General features: G+C 67.9%; 19 protein-coding genes. 11 read left to right on the top strand and 8 right to left on the bottom strand.

Annotation, left to right across the window (positions count from 1 at the left end; translation table 11 throughout):
• Window positions 1–19 precede the first annotated feature (19 nt).
• The 3 genes from ACK59X_RS21820 to ACK59X_RS21830 all read left to right on the top strand — a co-directional run bounded on the left by ACK59X_RS21820 (window position 20) and on the right by ACK59X_RS21830 (window position 1,677).
• Window positions 20–511 (top strand): hypothetical protein, encoded by a 492-nt coding sequence (locus tag ACK59X_RS21820; RefSeq protein ID WP_409960476.1) that lies wholly within the window; start codon window positions 20–22, stop codon window positions 509–511.
• Complete coding sequence (dut, locus tag ACK59X_RS21825) at window positions 508–954, top strand: dUTP diphosphatase (RefSeq protein WP_409960477.1); 447 nt, start codon at window positions 508–510, stop codon at window positions 952–954. The genes ACK59X_RS21820 and dut overlap by 4 nt, the downstream gene beginning before the upstream one ends.
• Before the next feature lie 219 nt (window positions 955–1,173).
• Window positions 1,174–1,677 (top strand): glycine zipper 2TM domain-containing protein, encoded by a 504-nt coding sequence (locus ACK59X_RS21830; RefSeq protein ID WP_409960478.1) that lies wholly within the window; start codon window positions 1,174–1,176, stop codon window positions 1,675–1,677.
• Window positions 1,678–1,747: 70 nt separating this feature from the next.
• Here the strand turns inward: ACK59X_RS21830 and ACK59X_RS21835 are convergent, their stop codons facing one another.
• Entirely contained in the window at window positions 1,748–2,272 is a 525-nt protein-coding gene (locus tag ACK59X_RS21835) for a peptidylprolyl isomerase (protein WP_409960479.1), read from the bottom strand.
• Window positions 2,273–2,325: 53 nt separating this feature from the next.
• On the opposite strand from ACK59X_RS21835, the gene ACK59X_RS21840 reads away from it, so the two are divergent.
• The 3 genes from ACK59X_RS21840 (at window position 2,326) to ACK59X_RS21850 (ending at window position 4,459) form a co-directional block, all read left to right on the top strand.
• A complete protein-coding gene (locus ACK59X_RS21840) occupies window positions 2,326–3,465 on the top strand; it encodes a JmjC domain-containing protein (RefSeq protein ID WP_409960480.1) in 1,140 nt (379 codons plus the stop codon).
• A gap of 2 nt (window positions 3,466–3,467) precedes the next feature.
• Window positions 3,468–3,995, top strand: a complete 528-nt coding sequence (locus ACK59X_RS21845; protein ID WP_409960481.1) for a hypothetical protein — start codon at window positions 3,468–3,470, stop codon at window positions 3,993–3,995.
• A gap of 215 nt (window positions 3,996–4,210) precedes the next feature.
• Window positions 4,211–4,459, top strand: coding sequence for a hypothetical protein (locus ACK59X_RS21850; RefSeq protein WP_409960482.1), 249 nt, complete (start codon window positions 4,211–4,213; stop codon window positions 4,457–4,459).
• Between the two features lie 89 nt (window positions 4,460–4,548).
• Here ACK59X_RS21850 and ACK59X_RS21855 read toward each other — a convergent pair whose 3' ends face one another.
• From ACK59X_RS21855 to ACK59X_RS21880, 6 genes are all read right to left on the bottom strand, one after another.
• Window positions 4,549–5,385: an MBL fold metallo-hydrolase gene (locus ACK59X_RS21855; RefSeq protein ID WP_409960483.1), complete on the bottom strand. Its 837-nt coding sequence runs from the start codon at window positions 5,383–5,385 to the stop codon at window positions 4,549–4,551.
• Window positions 5,386–5,455: 70 nt separating this feature from the next.
• Window positions 5,456–6,553: an outer membrane protein assembly factor BamC gene (bamC, locus tag ACK59X_RS21860; protein WP_409960484.1), complete on the bottom strand. Its 1,098-nt coding sequence runs from the start codon at window positions 6,551–6,553 to the stop codon at window positions 5,456–5,458.
• 44 nt (window positions 6,554–6,597) lie between these two features.
• Window positions 6,598–7,494, bottom strand: coding sequence for a 4-hydroxy-tetrahydrodipicolinate synthase (dapA, locus tag ACK59X_RS21865; RefSeq protein WP_409960485.1), 897 nt, complete (start codon window positions 7,492–7,494; stop codon window positions 6,598–6,600).
• 32 nt (window positions 7,495–7,526) lie between these two features.
• The gene (locus ACK59X_RS21870; protein WP_409960486.1) at window positions 7,527–8,081 is read right to left on the bottom strand and encodes a class I SAM-dependent methyltransferase; all 555 of its coding nucleotides are present in this window, start codon (window positions 8,079–8,081) and stop codon (window positions 7,527–7,529) included.
• Between the two features lie 49 nt (window positions 8,082–8,130).
• A complete protein-coding gene (locus tag ACK59X_RS21875; RefSeq protein ID WP_409960487.1) occupies window positions 8,131–8,298 on the bottom strand; it encodes a hypothetical protein in 168 nt (55 codons plus the stop codon).
• Window positions 8,299–8,325: 27 nt separating this feature from the next.
• Window positions 8,326–9,543 carry an MFS transporter gene (locus ACK59X_RS21880; RefSeq protein ID WP_409960488.1) on the bottom strand — a complete coding sequence of 406 codons (1,218 nt, stop codon included), beginning with the start codon at window positions 9,541–9,543 and terminating at the stop codon, window positions 8,326–8,328.
• Window positions 9,544–9,663: 120 nt separating this feature from the next.
• On the opposite strand from ACK59X_RS21880, the gene ACK59X_RS21885 reads away from it, so the two are divergent.
• The 4 genes from ACK59X_RS21885 (at window position 9,664) to ACK59X_RS21900 (ending at window position 16,802) form a co-directional block, all read left to right on the top strand.
• On the top strand, window positions 9,664–11,646 hold the full coding sequence (locus tag ACK59X_RS21885) for a DNA topoisomerase IV subunit B (RefSeq protein WP_409960489.1): 1,983 nt from the start codon (window positions 9,664–9,666) through the stop codon (window positions 11,644–11,646).
• Window positions 11,618–12,463: a lytic transglycosylase domain-containing protein gene (locus tag ACK59X_RS21890; protein WP_409960490.1), complete on the top strand. Its 846-nt coding sequence runs from the start codon at window positions 11,618–11,620 to the stop codon at window positions 12,461–12,463. The genes ACK59X_RS21885 and ACK59X_RS21890 overlap by 29 nt, the downstream gene beginning before the upstream one ends.
• Complete coding sequence (gene parC / locus ACK59X_RS21895) at window positions 12,460–14,817, top strand: DNA topoisomerase IV subunit A (protein WP_409960491.1); 2,358 nt, start codon at window positions 12,460–12,462, stop codon at window positions 14,815–14,817. The genes ACK59X_RS21890 and parC overlap by 4 nt, the downstream gene beginning before the upstream one ends.
• Before the next feature lie 236 nt (window positions 14,818–15,053).
• Entirely contained in the window at window positions 15,054–16,802 is a 1,749-nt protein-coding gene (locus tag ACK59X_RS21900) for a methyl-accepting chemotaxis protein (protein WP_409960492.1), read from the top strand.
• Window positions 16,803–16,939: 137 nt separating this feature from the next.
• Here ACK59X_RS21900 and ACK59X_RS21905 read toward each other — a convergent pair whose 3' ends face one another.
• The gene (locus ACK59X_RS21905; RefSeq protein ID WP_409960493.1) at window positions 16,940–17,398 is read right to left on the bottom strand and encodes a RidA family protein; all 459 of its coding nucleotides are present in this window, start codon (window positions 17,396–17,398) and stop codon (window positions 16,940–16,942) included.
• 139 nt (window positions 17,399–17,537) lie between these two features.
• Between ACK59X_RS21905 and ACK59X_RS21910 the strand changes: the two genes are divergently transcribed.
• On the top strand, window positions 17,538–18,262 hold a 725-nt coding region (locus ACK59X_RS21910; protein ID WP_409960494.1), incomplete at its 3' end, for a ComEC/Rec2 family competence protein.

The following is an 18,262-nucleotide window of genomic DNA, read 5'->3' on the forward strand; positions in this document are numbered from 1 at the left end:
GGAGGGAGGCCTTGTGAGCATGCACTCGATCAAACCCGAATGGGATACCCCGCCCAATGGCGACTTTGCCAGTTACGTGGAGCGCCTGAGCGCCCAGCAGGCCCTGCAGGCGGGGCGCTCGCAGGCCGCGCATTCGGCCCAGGTGGTGCACCCTGGCGGCGTGGCCCCCGGGTCCGCCCAGGCGGCCGCACGCCGGGCTGCGGCCAGTCCCACGCCCGTGGCCGTGGCATTGCCCCCAGATCTGCTGCAACTGGTGGCCCCGTTCGTCGGCATGGTGCGCATCGCCCGCACCCTGCTGGCCGTGGTTGCGGCGGTGCATGCACTCACGCTGCTGATGGCAGGGCAGGGCTCATGGTTCGTGCTGGCAGTGATGGCCGGCCTGTGGTGGTTCATGGGCATCGTGATCAATGCCGCGTCGGCGGCGGGCACCGTGGTGGTGCCCAAGCCCGTGGCCGTGAAGGAGCGCCAGCGGCAAGCCGCCCAGCAGCGCAAGACAGGAAACAAGAAGTGAAGATTGACGTCAAGATTCTCGATCCGCGCATGGCGGACCGGTTGCCCACCTATGCCACGCCCGGCAGTGCGGGGCTCGACCTGCGGGCCTGCCTTGATGCGCCGCTCACCCTCGAACCCAATGCCTGGCAACTGGTGCCTACGGGCATCTCCATCTACCTCAAGGACCCGGGCTACGCCGCGCTGATCCTGCCGCGCTCGGGCCTGGGCCACAAGCACGGCATCGTGCTCGGCAACCTCGTCGGCCTGATCGACAGCGACTACCAAGGCCAGCTCATGGTGAGCGCCTGTAACCGCAGCAGCACCGCCTTCACGCTCGAACCCATGGAGCGCCTGGCGCAGCTGGTCATCGTGCCGGTGGTGCAGGCACAGTTCAATGTGGTCACGGAATTCCCCCCCTCCGAGCGCGGCGAGGGAGGCTACGGCTCCACCGGCAAGGGCTGATCTGTAAGCGCGCGCACAAACGCTTACGAGCGCGGTGCCGGCTTTTCTATCCTGTAGGTGAGCACTGACGTCACCAGGGTGTGCGGCCTGACGCAGCCATCGGCTGCCAGATGGCGTGGCGGGCGCATCCCCGGTGCTTCAATCTCACCATTGCCTGGCGGCGAACGCTGCGGTCCCCGCAACGGCCTGCCCGGCGAGATTCATTCCAGGAGATTTGCCATGACCACCAAGTTCACCCGCATCGCCACCCTGACCGGCTCCCTCGTGCTGTTTGCCAGCCTGGCCGCCTGTGGCGCCCCCCCCCGCTCGGAGGAATACTATGCCGGCGGTGGCTACACCACCACGGTGGCGCCCGCCCCGGTCTACAACACGCCGGTCGTCACCGAGTTCGGCCGTGTGGCCAACATCGAGACCACGCACACGCAAGGTTCCGGCCGCACCTCGGGTGCGGGCGCCGTGATCGGTGCGGTGGTCGGCGGCGTGCTGGGCAATGCCGTGGGCGGTGGTTCGGGCCGTGCAGCCGCCACCGCGGTGGGGCTGATCGGCGGCGCCGTGGCCGGCAATGCCGTGGAGCGCCGCAACAACAGCGGCGAATACCTGGGCTACCGCGTTTCCATCCAGCTGGACCAGGGCGGCTACCGCGCCTATGACGTGCCCTCGCCAGGCGACCTGCGCATCGGCGACCGCGTGCGCATGGTCGAAGGCCAGATCCAGCGCATCTGACGCCCTGTCTGCGCCGCAAATGGAACAGGCCCTCGCGAGGGCCTGTTCCATTGTGGCTTTCTGGAAAGGGTCAGTGCAACAGGTCGTTGCCAGGCGCCTGCGGCTGCACACGGAAGAAACCGGTGCCAGCCGTGCCCTGGCCGATCTCGTCCTCGGTCGCTTCGCGCACGGCGTGCACCTGCAGCGTGATGCGCAGCGCGATACCGGCAAGCGGGTGGTTGCCGTCCAGCACCACATGCTCGGGGTAGATCTCGGCCACGGTGTAGAGCGCGTCGCGCGGGGCGTCGGGGTTCACGCCTTCGGGCAGGGCTGCGCCATCGAAGGTCATGCCTTCTTCGAGCTCCGCGGGGAACAGCGAGCGCGGCTCCAGGAACAGCATTTGGTCGTTGAAGTCGCCAAAGGCGTCTTCGGGCTCCAGGTGCAGCGCGACGGAGGCGCCCACGCCATGGCCCTGCAAGGCCTCATCGATGCGGGGCAAAAGGTCGTCGCCCCCCACGAGGAACTCCACGGGCTCATCGAGCACATCGAGTTCCTCGCCCAGGGTGTCCTTGAGGATCCAGGTCAGAGCGACCACGCATTGTTCGGTAATTTCCATAGGAGAATTGTCGCAGTTTGACCAACCGCCCCGCAAAGGGCCGCACAGTACCCATGGACGCCCACCAAGCCCTGACCCTTCTGGGGGGCCTTTCCCCTGCCCAGTTCATGCGCCGCCACTGGCACAAGAAGCCCCTGCTGGTGCGCCAGGCGATACCCGGCTTCGCGGCGCCGGTGCAGCGTGCCGGGCTGTTCGATCTGGCCGGGCAGGAGGGCGTGGAGTCGCGCCTGGTGCAGCAGGTCAAGGGCGCCTGGAAGCTGCGCCAGGGCCCGTTCACGCGCCGCGCGCTGCCCTCGCTCAAGCGACCCGACTGGACCCTGCTGGTCCAGGGCGTGGACCTGCACGACCAGGGCGTGCATGCGCTGATGCAGCAGTTCCGCTTCGTGCCCGAGGCGCGCCTGGACGACCTCATGATCAGCTATGCCAGCGATGGCGGCGGCGTGGGCCCGCACTTCGACAGCTACGACGTGTTCCTGCTGCAGGCCCATGGCCGGCGGCGCTGGCGCATCGGCCGCCAGAAGGATCTCACCCTCAAGGACGGCATCCCCCTCAAGGTGCTCGCGAATTTCGAGCCCGAGGAAGAGTTCGTGCTGGAGCCTGGCGATATGCTCTACCTGCCCCCGCTCTATGCGCACGACGGCATTGCCGAAGGCGAGTGCATGACCTATTCCATCGGTTTTCGCGCGCCGGCGCGGGCCGAGCTTGCCAATGAACTGCTGGTGCGCCTGACCGAGGAGGCCGAGGAGGGTGACACCCGCGTGCTCTACCGCGACCCGCGCCAGGAGGCGGTGGAGCAGCCCGCCGCCATCCCGGCCAGCCTGCAGGACTTCGCCCGCGACGCCCTGGCCAGGGCCCTGGCCGAACCGCTGGCGCTGGAGCGCGCCCTGGGCGAGTACCTGACCGAGCCCAAGCCCAACGTCTGGTTCGACCCCGACGAATCCGGCGCCATGATCGAGAGCGTGGTGCTGGACCGGCGCACGCGCATGATGTACGACGCGCACCCTGGATTCATCAACGGCGAGAGCTACCGCGCTGGCGGCCGCGATGCCCCGCTGATGCGCCGCCTGGCCGACCAGCGGCGCCTGTCCGCGCGGGAACTGGCGCGCGCCAGCGACGATGCGCTCGAACTGGTATCGTCCTGGTGCGATGCGGGATGGGCCCACTCCGGTGCCCAGGAGCCGCAGGAGGATTGACCGTGACGCAGGACCCGAGCACCCCACCGTTGGCCGCTTCGCCAGGCGAGCTGCCTTCGGGCCGTTTCGCCAGCCGCGAGACCTTCATCCAACTGGTGCGTGATGCGCTGGCCACCGCGGCGCGCGAGGGCTGGGGAGAGATCGTGCTCAGCGATGCCAATTTCCACGACTGGCCGCTGGGCGAACGCGCGGTGGCCGAATCGCTGCAGGCCTGGGCCAAGACGGGCCGGCGCTTCACCATGCTGGCCGGATCCTACGACGACCTGATCCGCCGCCACGCGCGTTTCGTGCGCTGGCGCGGCACCTGGGACCACATCATCACCTGCCGGCGTGCCGGCTCGGCCGATCCGCTCGACATCCCCAGTGTGTTATGGTCGCCGCAGTGGGTGATGCACCGGCTCGACCCCGAGCGCTGCGTGGGCGTCACGGGCAGCGAGCCTGATCGCCGCGTGCTCGTGCGCGAAACGCTCAATGAATGGCTGCAGGGAAAAAGTGCACCGGGCTTCCCCGCCTCCACCCTGGGCCTGTAGGACAAACGCCCGACTTGGCGTTTCCAGGCCTTGCACCATGTGAAGGCATGGTAAACCTTGCATCGGTGTTAGTCAGTATTGACTAAATGCCAATATAATCGGCGGCTGCGCCGAAATGGTGCTACTCAAGTGCACTGTGCCAATGCGCAAAGGCTTTTTCGGGCCGGGCGCCGTGGCTTTTCAAGATTCTGTCTGTCCACAATAGGAAAATCGCAATGAAGAACTCTCTCGTTCTGGCCGCCCTGATCGCTGCTGCAGCCCTCGCCGCTTGCGGCAAGAAGGAAGAACCCGCTCCAGCACCAGCGCCAGCACCCGTGGAAGCTCCCGCTCCAGCACCTGCACCAGCTGCTTCCGAAGCCGCTCCTGCTGCTTCCGACGCTGCTGCTGCCGCTTCGGACGCTGCTGCTGCCGCCAACGCTGCTGCCACGGCCGCTACCGCTGCTGCCGGCGCTGCTTCGAACTAAGCACGCATGAACCGCGGCCGGCGCCTGGCGCCGGCCATGGCTCGGAAACCCTGCCCTCGCAAGAGTGCAGGGTTTTTTTTCGCTCGCCCTCAGAACAGGGAGGTGGGCAGGGGCGGCGGGGTCAGTGGCCCTGTGGGCGTGGGCTGTTCACCCACGGTCAGCCAGCCCGTTCCCTGGGCTTGGTCGGCCACCACGATGAGCTCGGGTGCCCACTGCAGTGCACCCGCAAGCGCCTGCCGGGCCAGTTCGGGCGTGTTGTTGCGCGCGCTCAGGTGGGCGGCCACCACCCATTGCAGGCCATCGTGCCGCACGGCCTGCACGATGGCGGCCGTGGCCTGGTTGGCCAGGTGGCCGTGGGCACCGCCCACCCGGCGCTTGAGGAAGGCCGGGTAGGCCGAAGCGGCCAGCAGGTCCGGGTCGTGATTGGCCTCGATGAACAGCGCGTGGCAGCCTGCCACCTGCTGCAGTACGTGGGACGAGGCATGGCCCAGGTCGGTGAGCAGCGCCAGGTCGTGGGCGCCATCGGTGCAGCGCAGCTGCAGGGGCTCGCGCGCATCGTGGGGCACCGTGAAGGGGCGAAACGACAGCGGGCCCAGCTCGATGGCTTGCATGTCCTGCGCCAGGTGCAGCAGCCCATCGAAATCGGGCGCGCCGATGGCCATGTGCGTGCCCTGGCTCATCCACACAGGGATGCGGTGGCGCAGCGCGAGCGCGTGCGCGCAGCCGATGTGGTCAGAGTGTTCGTGGGTGATGAACAGGCCGTCGATCTGGCCGATCTGCAGTCCGGCCGCCGCCAGGCGGGTTTCGAGCTGGCGCGGGCCGATGCCGCAATCGACCAGCAGGCGCCGGGTGTGCAGGCCGTCGCAGGCTTCCACCACGGTGGCGTTGCCAGCGCTGCCGCTGGCGAGGTTCTTCAAACGCAGCATGGAGAAATGAAGAGCGCCTGGGCACCACCCCGAGGGATGGCGTCCAGGCGCCGCAGGGTGGGGTGTCCGTTTACTTCAGCTCGTCTGCAATCACGCGCAGGATGCGCTCGGCGTTGGCCGAGGATTCGGGCGAGCCGCCCTCGTTGAGCACCGACACGGTGGTCGACTCCGCCTGGCTGCGCACCACGATGCGGTACTTGAGCGGCGGCACGGCGGCTGGCGAGCGGCTGAACAGCTTGCCGAAGAAGCCCTGCTCCTTCTTGTCCGCGTTGGGTGCGACGTAGCGCACGAAGTACACGCCTTCATTGCGGTTGCGGTCTTCCACGGTGAAGCCGGTGCGGTCCAGCGCCACGCCGACACGGCGCCAGGCGCGGTCGAAGCCCTCGTTGATCTGCACCACGGGCACATTGTTCACATTGGCCACCGTGGCCGATTGCGCCACCGGTGCGGCGGAGGCTGCCACGACGGCCTTGGACTGCTCCTGGCTCACGCCCAGCCGGACCATCAGGCGGCGCAGGAATTCGGTTTCCAGCTCGGGGTCGGCTGCACGGGGCTGCCAGACGGTCTGGTCCTTGGTGGTGTTGCTGTAGACCTCGATCATGCCGCGGTGCGTGATGTAGACCTCGGTGCCGCCAGCGGCGTTGCGCTCCAGGCGGGTGCGGAAGCGGTCACGCTCGCCGGTGGAGTACAGCGAGTCGATGACCTTGCCCAGCGTGGAGCGGATCAGGTCCTGCGGCAACTTGGCGCGGTTCTCGGCCCAGTCGGTCTCCATGATGCCCAGGTTGGCCTGGTCCAGGTCCAGCGTGAAGCCGTTCTCCAGCCAGAAGTCGCGCACGGGCTCCCACAGCTTGTCCGCCGGGCGGTCGATCACCAGCCTGCGCTTGTTGCCTTCGCGCATGATGCGCACGTCGCCCAGTTGCGCGGCGGCCGCGTTGGCCGTGCCCGAGGGCTGGGCGGCCTGGCTGGCCTGCAGGGCTGCGGCCGACACGGCGCCGCCCGGCACGTTGTAGCGGGAGTCGCGCGAGAGCTGGGTCAGGTCCGGAGGCACCTCCAGCGTGGAGCCCTTGGCGGCGCTCTTGTAATCGATCTTGTCGCCTTCGAGGGCGGAGCAGGCGGACAGTGCCAGGGCGAGGGCCAGCAGGCCCACTCGGGTAGTAACAGCGTTCACGCGAATATCCTTGGAGTGTCAGGGTTCGGGCGCAGCCCGGGTTGTTAGATCAGGCTGGCGGAGCGCAGGGCCGCCTCGACCACGGCTTCATTGGCCGGGCTCAGAGGGGTCATGGGCAGGCGCAGTGTGCCACCGCACAGGCCCATGCGGGCCACGGCCCACTTCACGGGGATGGGGTTGGCTTCGACGAAGAGCTGCTTGTGCACGGGCATCAGCTGGAACTGGATTTCCATGGCGCGCCGCACGTTGCCGGCAATCGCCGCCACGCACAGCTCGTGCATCAGGCGCGGCGCCACGTTGGCCGTCACGCTCACATTGCCATGGCCGCCGCACAGCATCAGGGCCACGGCGGTCGGATCGTCGCCCGAGTAGATGCCGAAGCCCTTGGGGGCTTCGCGGATCAGCCACTGCGCGCGCTCGATGTTGCCCGTGGCCTCCTTGATGCCGATGATGCCGGGCACCTGGGCCAGGCGCAGCACGGTGTCGTGCTGCATGTCCGCAACCGAGCGTCCGGGCACGTTGTACAGGATGGTGGGCAGGTCGCCCACGGCCTCGGCGATGGCTTTGAAATGCTGGTACTGGCCCTCTTGCGTGGGCTTGTTGTAGTAGGGCACGACCTGCAGCTGCGAGTCGGCGCCCACCTTCTTGGCAAAACGGGCCAGCTCGATGGCCTCGGCCGTCGAATTGGCGCCGCAGCCGGCCATGATGGGCACGCGCTTGGCGGCCTGCTCCACGGCCACGCGGATGATCTCGCAGTGTTCCTCGACGTTCACCGTGGGCGATTCGCCCGTAGTGCCCACGACGCCGATGCAGTCGGTGCCTTCGGCAATGTGCCAGTCGATCAGTTTGCGCAGCGCAGGGTAGTCGACGCTGCCGTCCTCATGCAGGGGGGTGACGAGGGCGACGATGCTGCCGGTGAGTGGCACTAAGGAAGATGTCATGTCCGCAGTGGTGAACGGGATAAAAGAGCATTCTAACTAGGCCGGCTGGCCAGCAGATGTCTTGAGGGTGCCCCGGCGTCCGCAAGTTCCCTCACGGCCGTGATGCGCTGCACGAAACGTGCGGGTTCTTCGACAAAGCCGTCCTCGTAGGCCACGGTGCGCAGGCCATTGCAGGCTGCCAGCAGTTCACCCGGCTGCAGCAGGAACTCGGACCGTGCGGGGCGGCCCACCGTTTCGTTACCGTGTGCAAAGGTCTCGTAGAGCAGTACACCACCCGGCGCCAGGCTCGCCAGCAGGGTGGGAAACAGCGGGCGCCACAGGTAGTTGGTCACCACTACCGCGCCGAACTGCCGCCCGGCGAAAGGCCAGGGGCCGTTCTCGATATCGGCGCAAACCATCTCGCCGAGCGGTGCGGCGGCCGCCACCGCCTCGGCGGATCGGTCCACCCCCACCACGGCATGGCCCAGGCCGTGCAGCCAGCGCAGGTGGCGCCCCGCACCACAGGCCACATCGAGCACCGTGCTGCCGGGCGCGATCAGGTGGGACCAGCGGCGCACCCAGTCCGATGGGTTGTCAGATCCGTGCATCGTTTGCTATTGAAAAAGGAGCACCCGGCGCCCTGGGACGGCGTTCGGCTCAAAAGCAGCTCCACACCTTGTCGGCCAGCAGCACCATGAATTCGGGGGCCGTGTACAGGCCGAAAACGGCCAGGCAGGCCACGATGGAGACCGCCCACGCCAGCAGCCGCCACGCCAGCGGCAGGGCCGGCGGGCTGGGGGGCTGGGGCTCGGGGGCGGTGGGCATGGCAGAAGGCGGTGGTTCAGCCCGCCATCATGCCGGCACCGGGGCCCTGCGCTGGATAGGGCTTTCCTTGACCGGCAGGTTCACCAGGGCCGCGAACACCCCAAGGGCGATGGAGATGTACCAGACGATGTCGTAGCTGCCCGTGGCGTCGTACAGGTAGCCGCCCAGCCACACGCCCAGGAAGCTGCCGATCTGGTGGCTGAAGAACACGAAGCCGCCGAGCATGGACAGGTGCTGCACGCCGAAGATCTGGGCAATGGTGGCATTGGTGGGCGGAATGGTGGACAGCCACAGCGTGCCCATGACGGCCGAGAAGATGTACACCGAGGCCGGCGACAGCGGTACCACCAGGAACACCGCAATGGCAATCGCCCGCGCAAAGTAGATGAAGGCCAGGATGTAGCGCTTTTGCAGGCGCTGGCCCAGGGTGCCCGCAATATAGGTGCCGAACACGTTGAACAGGCCGATCAGCGCCAGCGCGTAGCTGGCCACCTGGGGCGAGAGGCCGTGGTCCTTGAGGTAGCTGGGCATGTGCACGCCGATGAACACCACCTGGAATCCGCAGACGAAGTAGCCCGCCATGAGCAGCGTGAAGCTGGGATAGCGGAAGGCCTCCAGCAGCGCCTGGGCGATGGTCTGGTCGCGCTTGACCGGGGCCGTGCCTTTGAAGCCCGGCTCGCGCAGGCCGAAGGCCAGGGGCACGATGAGCAGCACTGCCAGCGACAGCGTCAAAAGCGCCTGCTGCCAGCCGAAGCTGGCGATCAGCCAGCCCTCCAGGGGTACCATGAGGAACTGGCCGAAGGAGCCGGCCGCTGCGGCCACCCCCATGGCCCAGGAGCGCTTCTCGGGCGCGATCTGGCGGCCCAGCACACCATAGATCACCGCATAGGTGGTGCCCGCCTGGGCAGCGCCGATCAACACGCCGGTAGTCAGCGCGAACAGCAGCGGCGTGGGTGACAAGGCCATGCCGGCCAGGCCTGCCGCATACAGGGCGGCGCCGGCCAGCAGCACGCGGAAGGCGCCGAATCGGTCGGCCGCCATGCCCGCGAAGATGCCGATCAGGCCCCAGGAAAGGTTCTGGATGGCGATGGCCAGGGCGAATGTCTGGCGTGTCCAGCCCATTTCCTGGGTGATGGGCTGCAGCCACAGGCCGAAGCCGTGGCGGGTGCCCATGGACAGGGTGACGATGGCCGCGCCGCACGCGAGCACCTGGAACATGGACAGTTTCGGAGGATTCAAGGACATGCGCAGAATGTAGCCAGATTGGCCACAATCTGCCCGCACACTACCGAACAGTACAGTTGCCAGCAATGGACCTGTATTTTCATCCAGCTTTTGCTGCGCCGCCGCACTACAATCCGCCGCATGTCTGCCAAACCGTCGTCCGTTTCCGCCAGTGAATATTCCGAGGGCTCGATCCGTGTGCTCAAGGGCCTGGAGCCCGTCAAGCAGCGCCCGGGCATGTACACCCGCACCGACAACCCCCTGCACATCATCCAGGAGGTGCTGGACAACGCCGCCGACGAGGCGCTCGCCGGCCATGGCAAGAAGATCAAGGTCACGCTGCACGCCGACGGCTCGGTGAGCGTGGAGGACGACGGGCGCGGCCTCCCCTTCGGCATGCACCCCGAGGAAAAGGCCCCGGTGATCGAGCTCGTCTACACCCGCCTGCATGCCGGCGGCAAGTTCGACAAGGGCTCGGGCGGCGCCTACAGCTTCTCGGGCGGCCTGCACGGCGTGGGCGTGAGCGTCACCAACGCCCTGTCCACCCGGCTGGAGGTGAGCAGCCACCGCGAGGGCAAGGTGGCGCGCCTGGCATTCTCGGCCGGCGACGTGGTCGAACCCCTGGTGACGCGGGCCCTGGAAGCCGGCGAGCGCAAGCAGGGCACGACCGTGCGCGCCTGGCCCGATGCCAAGTACTTCGAGTCGAGCGCGCTGCCCATGGGCGAGCTCACCCACCTCCTGCGCAGCAAGGCCGTGCTCATGCCCGGCGTCACCGTGACGCTCACCAACGAGAAGACGCGCGACACCCAGACCTGGCAGTACAAGGGCGGCCTGCGCGACTACCTGATGCAGACGCTCAGCGGCGACCCGGTGATCCCGCTCTTTGAGGGCGAGGGCTATGCCGACCGCAACAACGAGAGCTTTGCCGAGGGCGAGGGGGCATCGTGGTGCGTGGCTTTCACCGAAGACGGCCAGCCCATGCGCGAGAGCTACGTCAACCTGATCCCCACCAGCGCCGGCGGCACGCATGAAAGCGGCCTGCGCGACGGCCTGTTCAACGCCGTCAAGAGCTTCATCGAGCTGCACAGCCTGCTGCCCAAGGGCGTCAAGCTGCTGCCCGAGGACGTGTTCGCCCGCGCCAGCTACGTGCTCTCGGCCAAGGTGCTGGACCCGCAGTTCCAGGGCCAGATCAAGGAGCGCCTGAACTCGCGCGACGCCGTGCGCCTGGTGTCGGGCTTCGTGCGCCCGGCGCTCGAACTGTGGCTCAACCAGCACGTGGACTACGGCAAGAAGCTCGCCGAGCTGGCCATCAAGGCCGCGCAGACGCGCCAGAAGGCCGGCCAGAAGGTCGAAAAGCGCAAGGGCTCGGGCGTGGCCGTGCTGCCCGGCAAGCTCACCGACTGCGAGAGCCGCGACATCGCCCACAACGAAGTCTTCCTGGTCGAGGGCGACTCGGCCGGCGGCAGCGCCAAGATGGGCCGCGACAAGGAAAGCCAGGCCATCCTGCCGCTGCGCGGCAAGGTGCTCAACACCTGGGAGGTGGAGCGCGACCGCCTGTTCGCCAACAACGAGATCCACGACATTTCGGTCGCGATCGGCGTGGATCCGCACGGCCCGAACGACACGCCCGACCTCTCGGGCCTGCGCTACGGCAAGGTCTGCATCCTGTCGGACGCCGATGTCGACGGCTCGCACATCCAGGTGTTGCTGCTCACGCTGTTTTTTCGCCATTTCCCCAAGCTCATCGAGGCCGGCCACATCTATGTGGCCCGCCCGCCGCTGTTCCGTGTGGACGTGCCGGCGCGCGGCAAGAAGCCTGCCGCCAAGATGTATGCGCTCGATGACGGCGAACTCACCGCCATTCTCGACAAATGCGCCAAGGACGGCGTGGCGCGCGAGAAGTGCCAGATCAGCCGCTTCAAGGGCCTGGGCGAGATGAACGCCGAGCAACTGTGGGAGACCACGCTCAACCCCGACACGCGCCGCCTGCTGCCCGTGCAACTGGGCGGCATGGACTTCGCCGCGACCGAGGGCCTGATCACCAAGCTCATGGGCAAGGGCGAGGCAGCCTCGCGGCGCGAGCTGATGGAACTGCATGGCGATGCGGTCGAGATCGACATCTGAGCGCCTGCGACTGCTGTGCGTGGGCCTGCTGCTGGGCCTGGCGCACGTAGCCGCCCACGCCGACCTCTGGGCCTATGTCGACCCGCGCGGCGTGACGCACTTCGCGCCCGAGCAGGTGGACGCCAACTACCAGCTGTTCTTCAAGGGCAACGAGTTCGATTCCACGCGCGATGGTCCCTCCGATGCGCAGGCCCTGCCCCATGCCCTGCCGCCGGCGGGGGCCAGGCTGCTGGCGTTCTTCGACATTGCGCCGGACTACAAACGCGTCAAGCACCATCTGCGTGCCGCCGCCGCCAAGCACGATGTGGACTACGAGCTGCTGCAGGCGCTGATCGCCACGGAGTCAGGCTTCGATGCCGATGCCGTGTCGCCCAAGGGCGCCGTGGGGCTGATGCAGGTGATGCCTGCCACGGCCACGCGCTTTGGTGTGAGCGCTGATGCGAAACGCTCGGTGGAGAAGAAGCTCACCGATCCGGCCGTGAACGTGCCCACCGGCACGCGCTACCTGCGCCACCTGCTCAACCTGTTTCCCGAGCGCCTGGACCTGGCCCTGGCCGCCTACAACGCGGGCGAGGGCGCGGTGCAGCGCGCCGGCAACCAGATCCCGGCGTACAAGGAAACGCAGAACTACGTGCGCACTGTGCTGGGCCTGTATGCACAGCTCAAGCCGCCCGCACCCGTGAAAAGCCAGCGCGCGGTGTCCGGCCGCGTGCGCATGGAACTGCAGGGCGGCGCCCTGAACCGGGGCAACCTGCCACCCACCGGGGTGGTGCAGGCGCCCGCAATGACTGAACCTGAATCCCGCAAGAACGAATGAGCGACCAACCCACTCTCGATTTCCCGGCCTCCGACGACGGCGGCGATGATTCCCTGGGCCTGGCCGGCTACGCCCAGCGCGCCTACCTGGAGTACGCGCTTTCGGTCGTCAAGGGCCGAGCCCTGCCCGACGTGTGCGATGGCCTCAAGCCCGTGCAGCGCCGCATCCTGTACTCCATGGACCGCATGGGCCTGGGCTACAGCGGCCCCACGCGCAACACGGCGGCCAAGCCGGTCAAGAGCGCCCGCGTGGTGGGCGATGTGCTGGGCCGCTTCCACCCGCACGGCGACCAGTCGGCCTACGACGCGCTGGTGCGCATGGCACAGGATTTTGCCCAGCGCTACCCGCTCATCGATGGCCAGGGCAACTTCGGCAGCCGCGATGGCGACGGCGCCGCGGCCATGCGCTACACCGAGGCGCGCCTGTCGCGCATCACCAGCCTGCTGCTCGACGAGATCGACGAGGGCACGGTCGATTTCATGCCCAACTACGACGGCAGCACCGAAGAGCCGCGCCAGCTGCCTGCGCGCCTGCCGTTTGCGCTGCTCAACGGTGCCAGTGGCATTGCCGTGGGCCTGGCCACCGAGATCCCGAGCCACAACCTGCGCGAGATCGCCGATGCCTGCGTGGCGCTGATCAAGACGCCCGCGCTGTCGCAGGACGACCTGCTGGCCCTGGTGCCCGGCCCCGACTACCCTGGCGGCGGGCAGATCATCAGCAGTGCCGGCGACATCGCCGACGCCTACCGCACCGGCCGCGGCAGCCTCAAGGTGCGCGCGCGCTGGCAGATCGAGGAACTCGCGCGCGGCCAGTGGCAATTGGTGGTCAACGAGCTGCCACCGGGCGTGAGCTCGCAGAAGGTGCTCGAAGAGATCGAGGAAATCACCAACCCCAAGGTCAAGGCCGGCAAGAAGGCGCTGAGCCAGGACCAGACCCAGCTCAAGGCCAGCATGCTGGCTGTGCTGGACGTGGTGCGCGACGAATCCAGCAAGGACGCGCCGGTGCGCCTGGTGTTCGAGCCCAAGACCGGCAAGACGCCGCAGCAGGAGCTGATCACCGCACTGCTGGCCCACACCAGCCTGGAGACCTCGGCGCCCATCAACCTGACCATGGTGGGCCTGGACGGCCGGCCGGTGCAGAAGTCGCTGCGCCAGATGCTGGAGGAGTGGATCTCCTTCCGCCAGACCACCATCACCCGCCGCTCCCAGCACCGCCTGGGCAAGGTGCTGGACCGCATCCACATCCTCGAAGGGCGGCAGCTGGTGCTGCTCAACATCGACGAGGTGATCGCGATCATCCGCCAGGCCGAGGACCCCAAGGCGGCGCTGATCGCGCGCTTTGCATTGAGCGACCGCCAGGCCGAGGACATCCTGGAAATCCGCCTGCGCCAGCTGGCGCGGCTCGAAGCCCTCAAGATCGAGCAGGATCTCAAGGACCTGCGCGACAGCCAGGGCAAGCTCGAAGACATCCTGAACAACCCCGGCTCGCTGCGCCGCCTGATGGTCAAGGAGATCGAGGCCGACGCCAAGACCTTCGCCGATGCGCGCCGCACGCTGATCCAGGCCGAAAAGAAGGCCGTGGCCGAGGTCAAGGTGGTGGACGAGCCCGTGACCGTGGTGGTCTCGCAAAAGGGCTGGGTGCGTGCGCGCACCGGCCATGGCCATGAGGCCGCAAGCTTCGCCTTCAAGGCCGGCGACGGGCTGTACCGCACCTTCGAGTGCCGCACGGTCGATACCTTGCTGGCCTTTGGCAGCAATGGCCGCGTGTACTCGGTGCCGGTGTCGGTGCTGCCCGGTGCGCGCGGCGACGGCCAGCCCGTGACCACGCTGATCGAGCTCGAATCGGGCACGCAGCTGCTGCACTACTTCGCCGGGCCGGCCAGTGCCAGCCTGCTGCTGTCCAACTCGGGCGGCTATGGCTTCATCGCCTCGGTCGAGAACATGGTCTCGCGCCAGAAGGGCGGCAAGGCCTTCCTGTCGCTGGGCGAGGGCGAGACCGTCTGTCCGCCTTCGCACGCCGCCGGCAGCAGCGGCGGCCAGCCGTTGGCCCCGGCCACACACGTGGCCTGCGCCTCGGTGGGCGGGCGCATCCTGACCTTCGAGATCACCGAACTCAAGACCATGGCCAATGGCGGGCGCGGCCTGATGCTGATCGACCTGGAGCCCAAGGACACGCTGGCCGGCGCCGCGGCCTACACGCGCAGCATCCGCATCGACGGCATCGGCCGCGGCGGCAAGGAGCGGGAGGAAACGCTGGAGATCCGCTCGCTCAACAACGCCCGGGCGGCGCGCGGGCGCAAGGGCAAGGCGGCGGACCTGGGCTTCAAGCCTTCGGCGGTGACGCGGGTGGAATAGTCCGGTATCGCCCGATCCGGCCACATTTCCCTCCAAACCGCCTTTCGAGGCGGTTTTTTTGTTTTTGGCGCGGGACTACGCGGGTTGCTACGGATTGGATAACCGGCAAAAAAGAGAGCACCATGTGTAAACCCATGGTGGCATTTCACGCGGATGTCATGGTTTTCTGGCGCATCGGCCGGCCCACGCATCCTGTCAATCGGCACCAGGAATCACCAACCCGCCAGGAGACCCTGATGTTCCAGCGCATTCGGATTGCCCAGAAACTCTGGCTTGCTGTCATCTTCATCGTGGTCATGTTGGCCGGCGTGGTGGGCTTTTCGGCCTACCGCTCGGCCAAGGTGCAGGCCGAGGCCGATGCGGTGTCGCGCGAAATGCAGACCCGCGTGAACACCGCCATCCGCTGGGCGGGCCTGACCGAGACCAATGCCGCCCGTACGCAGGCCCTTATCGTGAGCAGCGATGCGGCGGTCGAGGCCGAATTCAAGGACGTGATCGCCGCCACCTCGGCCCAGATCACCGAGGTGCAGAAATCGCTCGAAGGCATGGCGCTGTCCGATGTGGACAAGGCCCAGATGGCCAAGATCGCCGACGCGCGCAAGACCATGATCGAGCTGCGCGGCAAGGCGCGTCAGCTCAAGGCCGATGGCAAGGCCGACGAGGCCGTGGCCCTGGTCAAGCAGACCTACAACCCGGCAGTGGCGGCCTACCTCACGACCCTGCGTGACTTCGTGGAGCTGCAGCAAAAGACCGCGCAAACCCGCCTGGCCGAGATGGGCGAATCGCGCATGCTCACCGTGAAGATCGCCGCCGTGGCGGTGGCGGTGCTGCTGGCGGCCATCATCGCCGGCGCCTACTACCTGATCGGCCACATCCAGCGCCCCTTGGCGCAGGCCAACGATCTTGCGGCCAAGATCGCCGCAGGGGATCTCAGCGAGCAGGGCTCGGTCACCCGTGGCGACGAGTTCGGCGACCTGCTGCGCTCGCAGTATGCGATGAGCGATTCGCTCGGGCGCATGGTGCACCAGGTGCGCCAGAGCACCGACAGCATCGCCATCGCCAGCGCCGAGATCGCCACCGGCAACCACGACCTCTCGGCCCGCACCGAGCAGACCTCGAGCAACCTGCAGCAGACGGCGGCCGCCATGGAGCAGTTCACCAGCACCATTGCCCAGAGCGCCAGCAGTGCCCGCCAGGCCAGCACGCTGGCGGCCAGCGCGACGGGCGTGGCCGAGCGCGGCGGCTCGGTGGTGACCCAGGTGGTCTCCACCATGGAAGACATCAACCACAGCAGCAAGAAGATCTCGGACATCATCGGCACCATCGATGGCATCGCCTTCCAGACCAACATCCTGGCCCTCAACGCGGCGGTGGAAGCCGCGCGTGCCGGCGAGCAGGGCCGCGGCTTTGCCGTGGTGGCCAGCGAGGTGCGCAGCCTGGCCCAGCGCAGCGCCGAGGCCGCCAAGGAGATCAAGGCGCTGATCAGTGCCTCGGTGGAAAAGGTCGAGGCCGGCAGCCGCCTGGTGGCCGACGCAGGCAGCACCATGACCGACATCGTGCGTTCGGTGCAGAGCGTGACCGACATGATCGGCGAGATCACTTCGGCCTCGTCCGAGCAGAGCGCCGGCATCTCCCAGGTCAACCAGGCCGTGGGCAACCTCGACCAGATGACCCAGCAGAACGCCGCGCTGGGGGAAGAGAGTGCCGCCGCCGCGCAAAGCCTGCGCGAGCAGGCCGAACACCTGGCGCAGGTGGTCTCGGTGTTCAAGGTCAATGGCGCCGCCTATGGCGGCACGGCGCCACCGATGCGCGCGGCGCACACGCCCGCAGCCAGACCGGCAGCGGCAGCCACCAAGACCGCCGCGCCCCGCATCACGCAGGCCTCCAGCAAGCCGGCCGCGAAACATGCTGCGCCCGCCAAGGCTGCACCAGCGCGTTCCCCGGCCCTGGCCCAGGGCGCCGAGGAGGACTGGGAGTCGTTCTGACGGTCAGGCGGCCTTTGAAACTGGCGCGCCGCAAGCCAGCGCTCCCGCGCAAGGGCCGCCCCGCCGCGAAGGCGGCGTAACCAGCGCTTGCGCTGAGCGTCCCCCTTCAGGGAGATGACGCGAAGCGGCTCAGGGGGTTACGCGAGTTCTGCGATGAGCTCGATTTCCACGCAGGCACCCATGGGGATCTGCGCCACGCCGAAGGCGCTGCGCGCATGCACGCCCTTGTCGCCGAACACCTGGCCGAACAGCTCGCTGGCGCCATTGGTCACCAAGTGCTGCTCGGTGAAGTCGCCGGTCGAGTTCACCAGGCTCATGACCTTGACGATGCGCTTGACGCGGTTCAGGTCGCCGCCGGTGGCCGCATGCAGAGTGCCCAGCAGGTCCACGGCCACGGCGCGCGCGGCGGTCTTGCCTTCTTCGGTGCTGATGTTGTGGCCGAACTGGGCCGCCCAGGGCTTGCCATCCTTGCGCGCGATGTGGCCGGAGAGGAACACCAGGTTGCCGGTCTGCACGTAGGGAACATAGGCGGCGGCGGGCACCGACACGGGGGGCAGGGTGATGTTCAGTTCGGAAAGCTTGTCGTAAACGCTCATGGTCGTTGTCCTCGGGTTGGGTGGTGAAGGGAGAAACTGGCTCCGGTCGGGCCAAAGCCGATGTGCCCATGAGTGTTACACACCCGCGCGCCCGGGCAGACCTTGAAGGCCTGATGCACCCGCGGTTTAGCATGCGGGGATGCCCGAGCCACTTGCCGCAGCCACCCTAGCCAGCTCCGCTGATGCTGCTCCCGCGGCGGGCCTGCGCGGCCGCCATGCTGCTCCCCTGTGGCGCGTGCCGGCGCTGCTGGTCGGCAGCCTCTGCGGCGCGGCCCTGCAACTGCAGCAGGCGGCGCTCTGGCACTGGCATGGTTATGCAGTGGTGTTGGCGTGCGCCGTGGTGGCCTGGGGGCTTTCGGGTCTGGCGCTGCATTCGGCGGCCTTGCCGGGCCGCTGGGCCTGCCGCCTGCTCACGGCCTGCGCCGGTGCCGGGCTGCTGTTTGCCACCACCGGCCTGCGCGCCACGGTCTACCTGCAGGGCGCACTGGACCCGGCGCTGGAGGGGCAGAACATCCGCGTCATCGGCACCATTGCCGCCATGCCCCAGGTCAACGAGGCGGGCGTGCGCCTGCGCCTGCAGGTCGAGTCGGCCTGGTTGCCCGCCGCAGAACCGGGCCAGCCGAGCCAGGCCGTGCAGTTGCCCGAACGCATGGATGTTTCCTGGTACGGCGGCTTCTTCTTCGGCGCCACCAGCGCGACCACCACCGTGAGGCCGCTGGAGCCGCAGCGCCGGCCCCCGGCCCTGCATGCGGGCGAGCGCTGGGAAATGACCATCCGCCCGCGCGCGCCGCATGGCCTGAGCAACCCGCATGGCTTCGACTACGAACTCTGGACCTGGGAGCAGGGCGTGCAGGCCACCGGCAC

Origin of the sequence: Acidovorax sp. (assembly GCF_046339755.1) — a bacterium.
Taxonomy (GTDB): Bacteria; Pseudomonadota; Gammaproteobacteria; order Burkholderiales; family Burkholderiaceae_C; genus Acidovorax.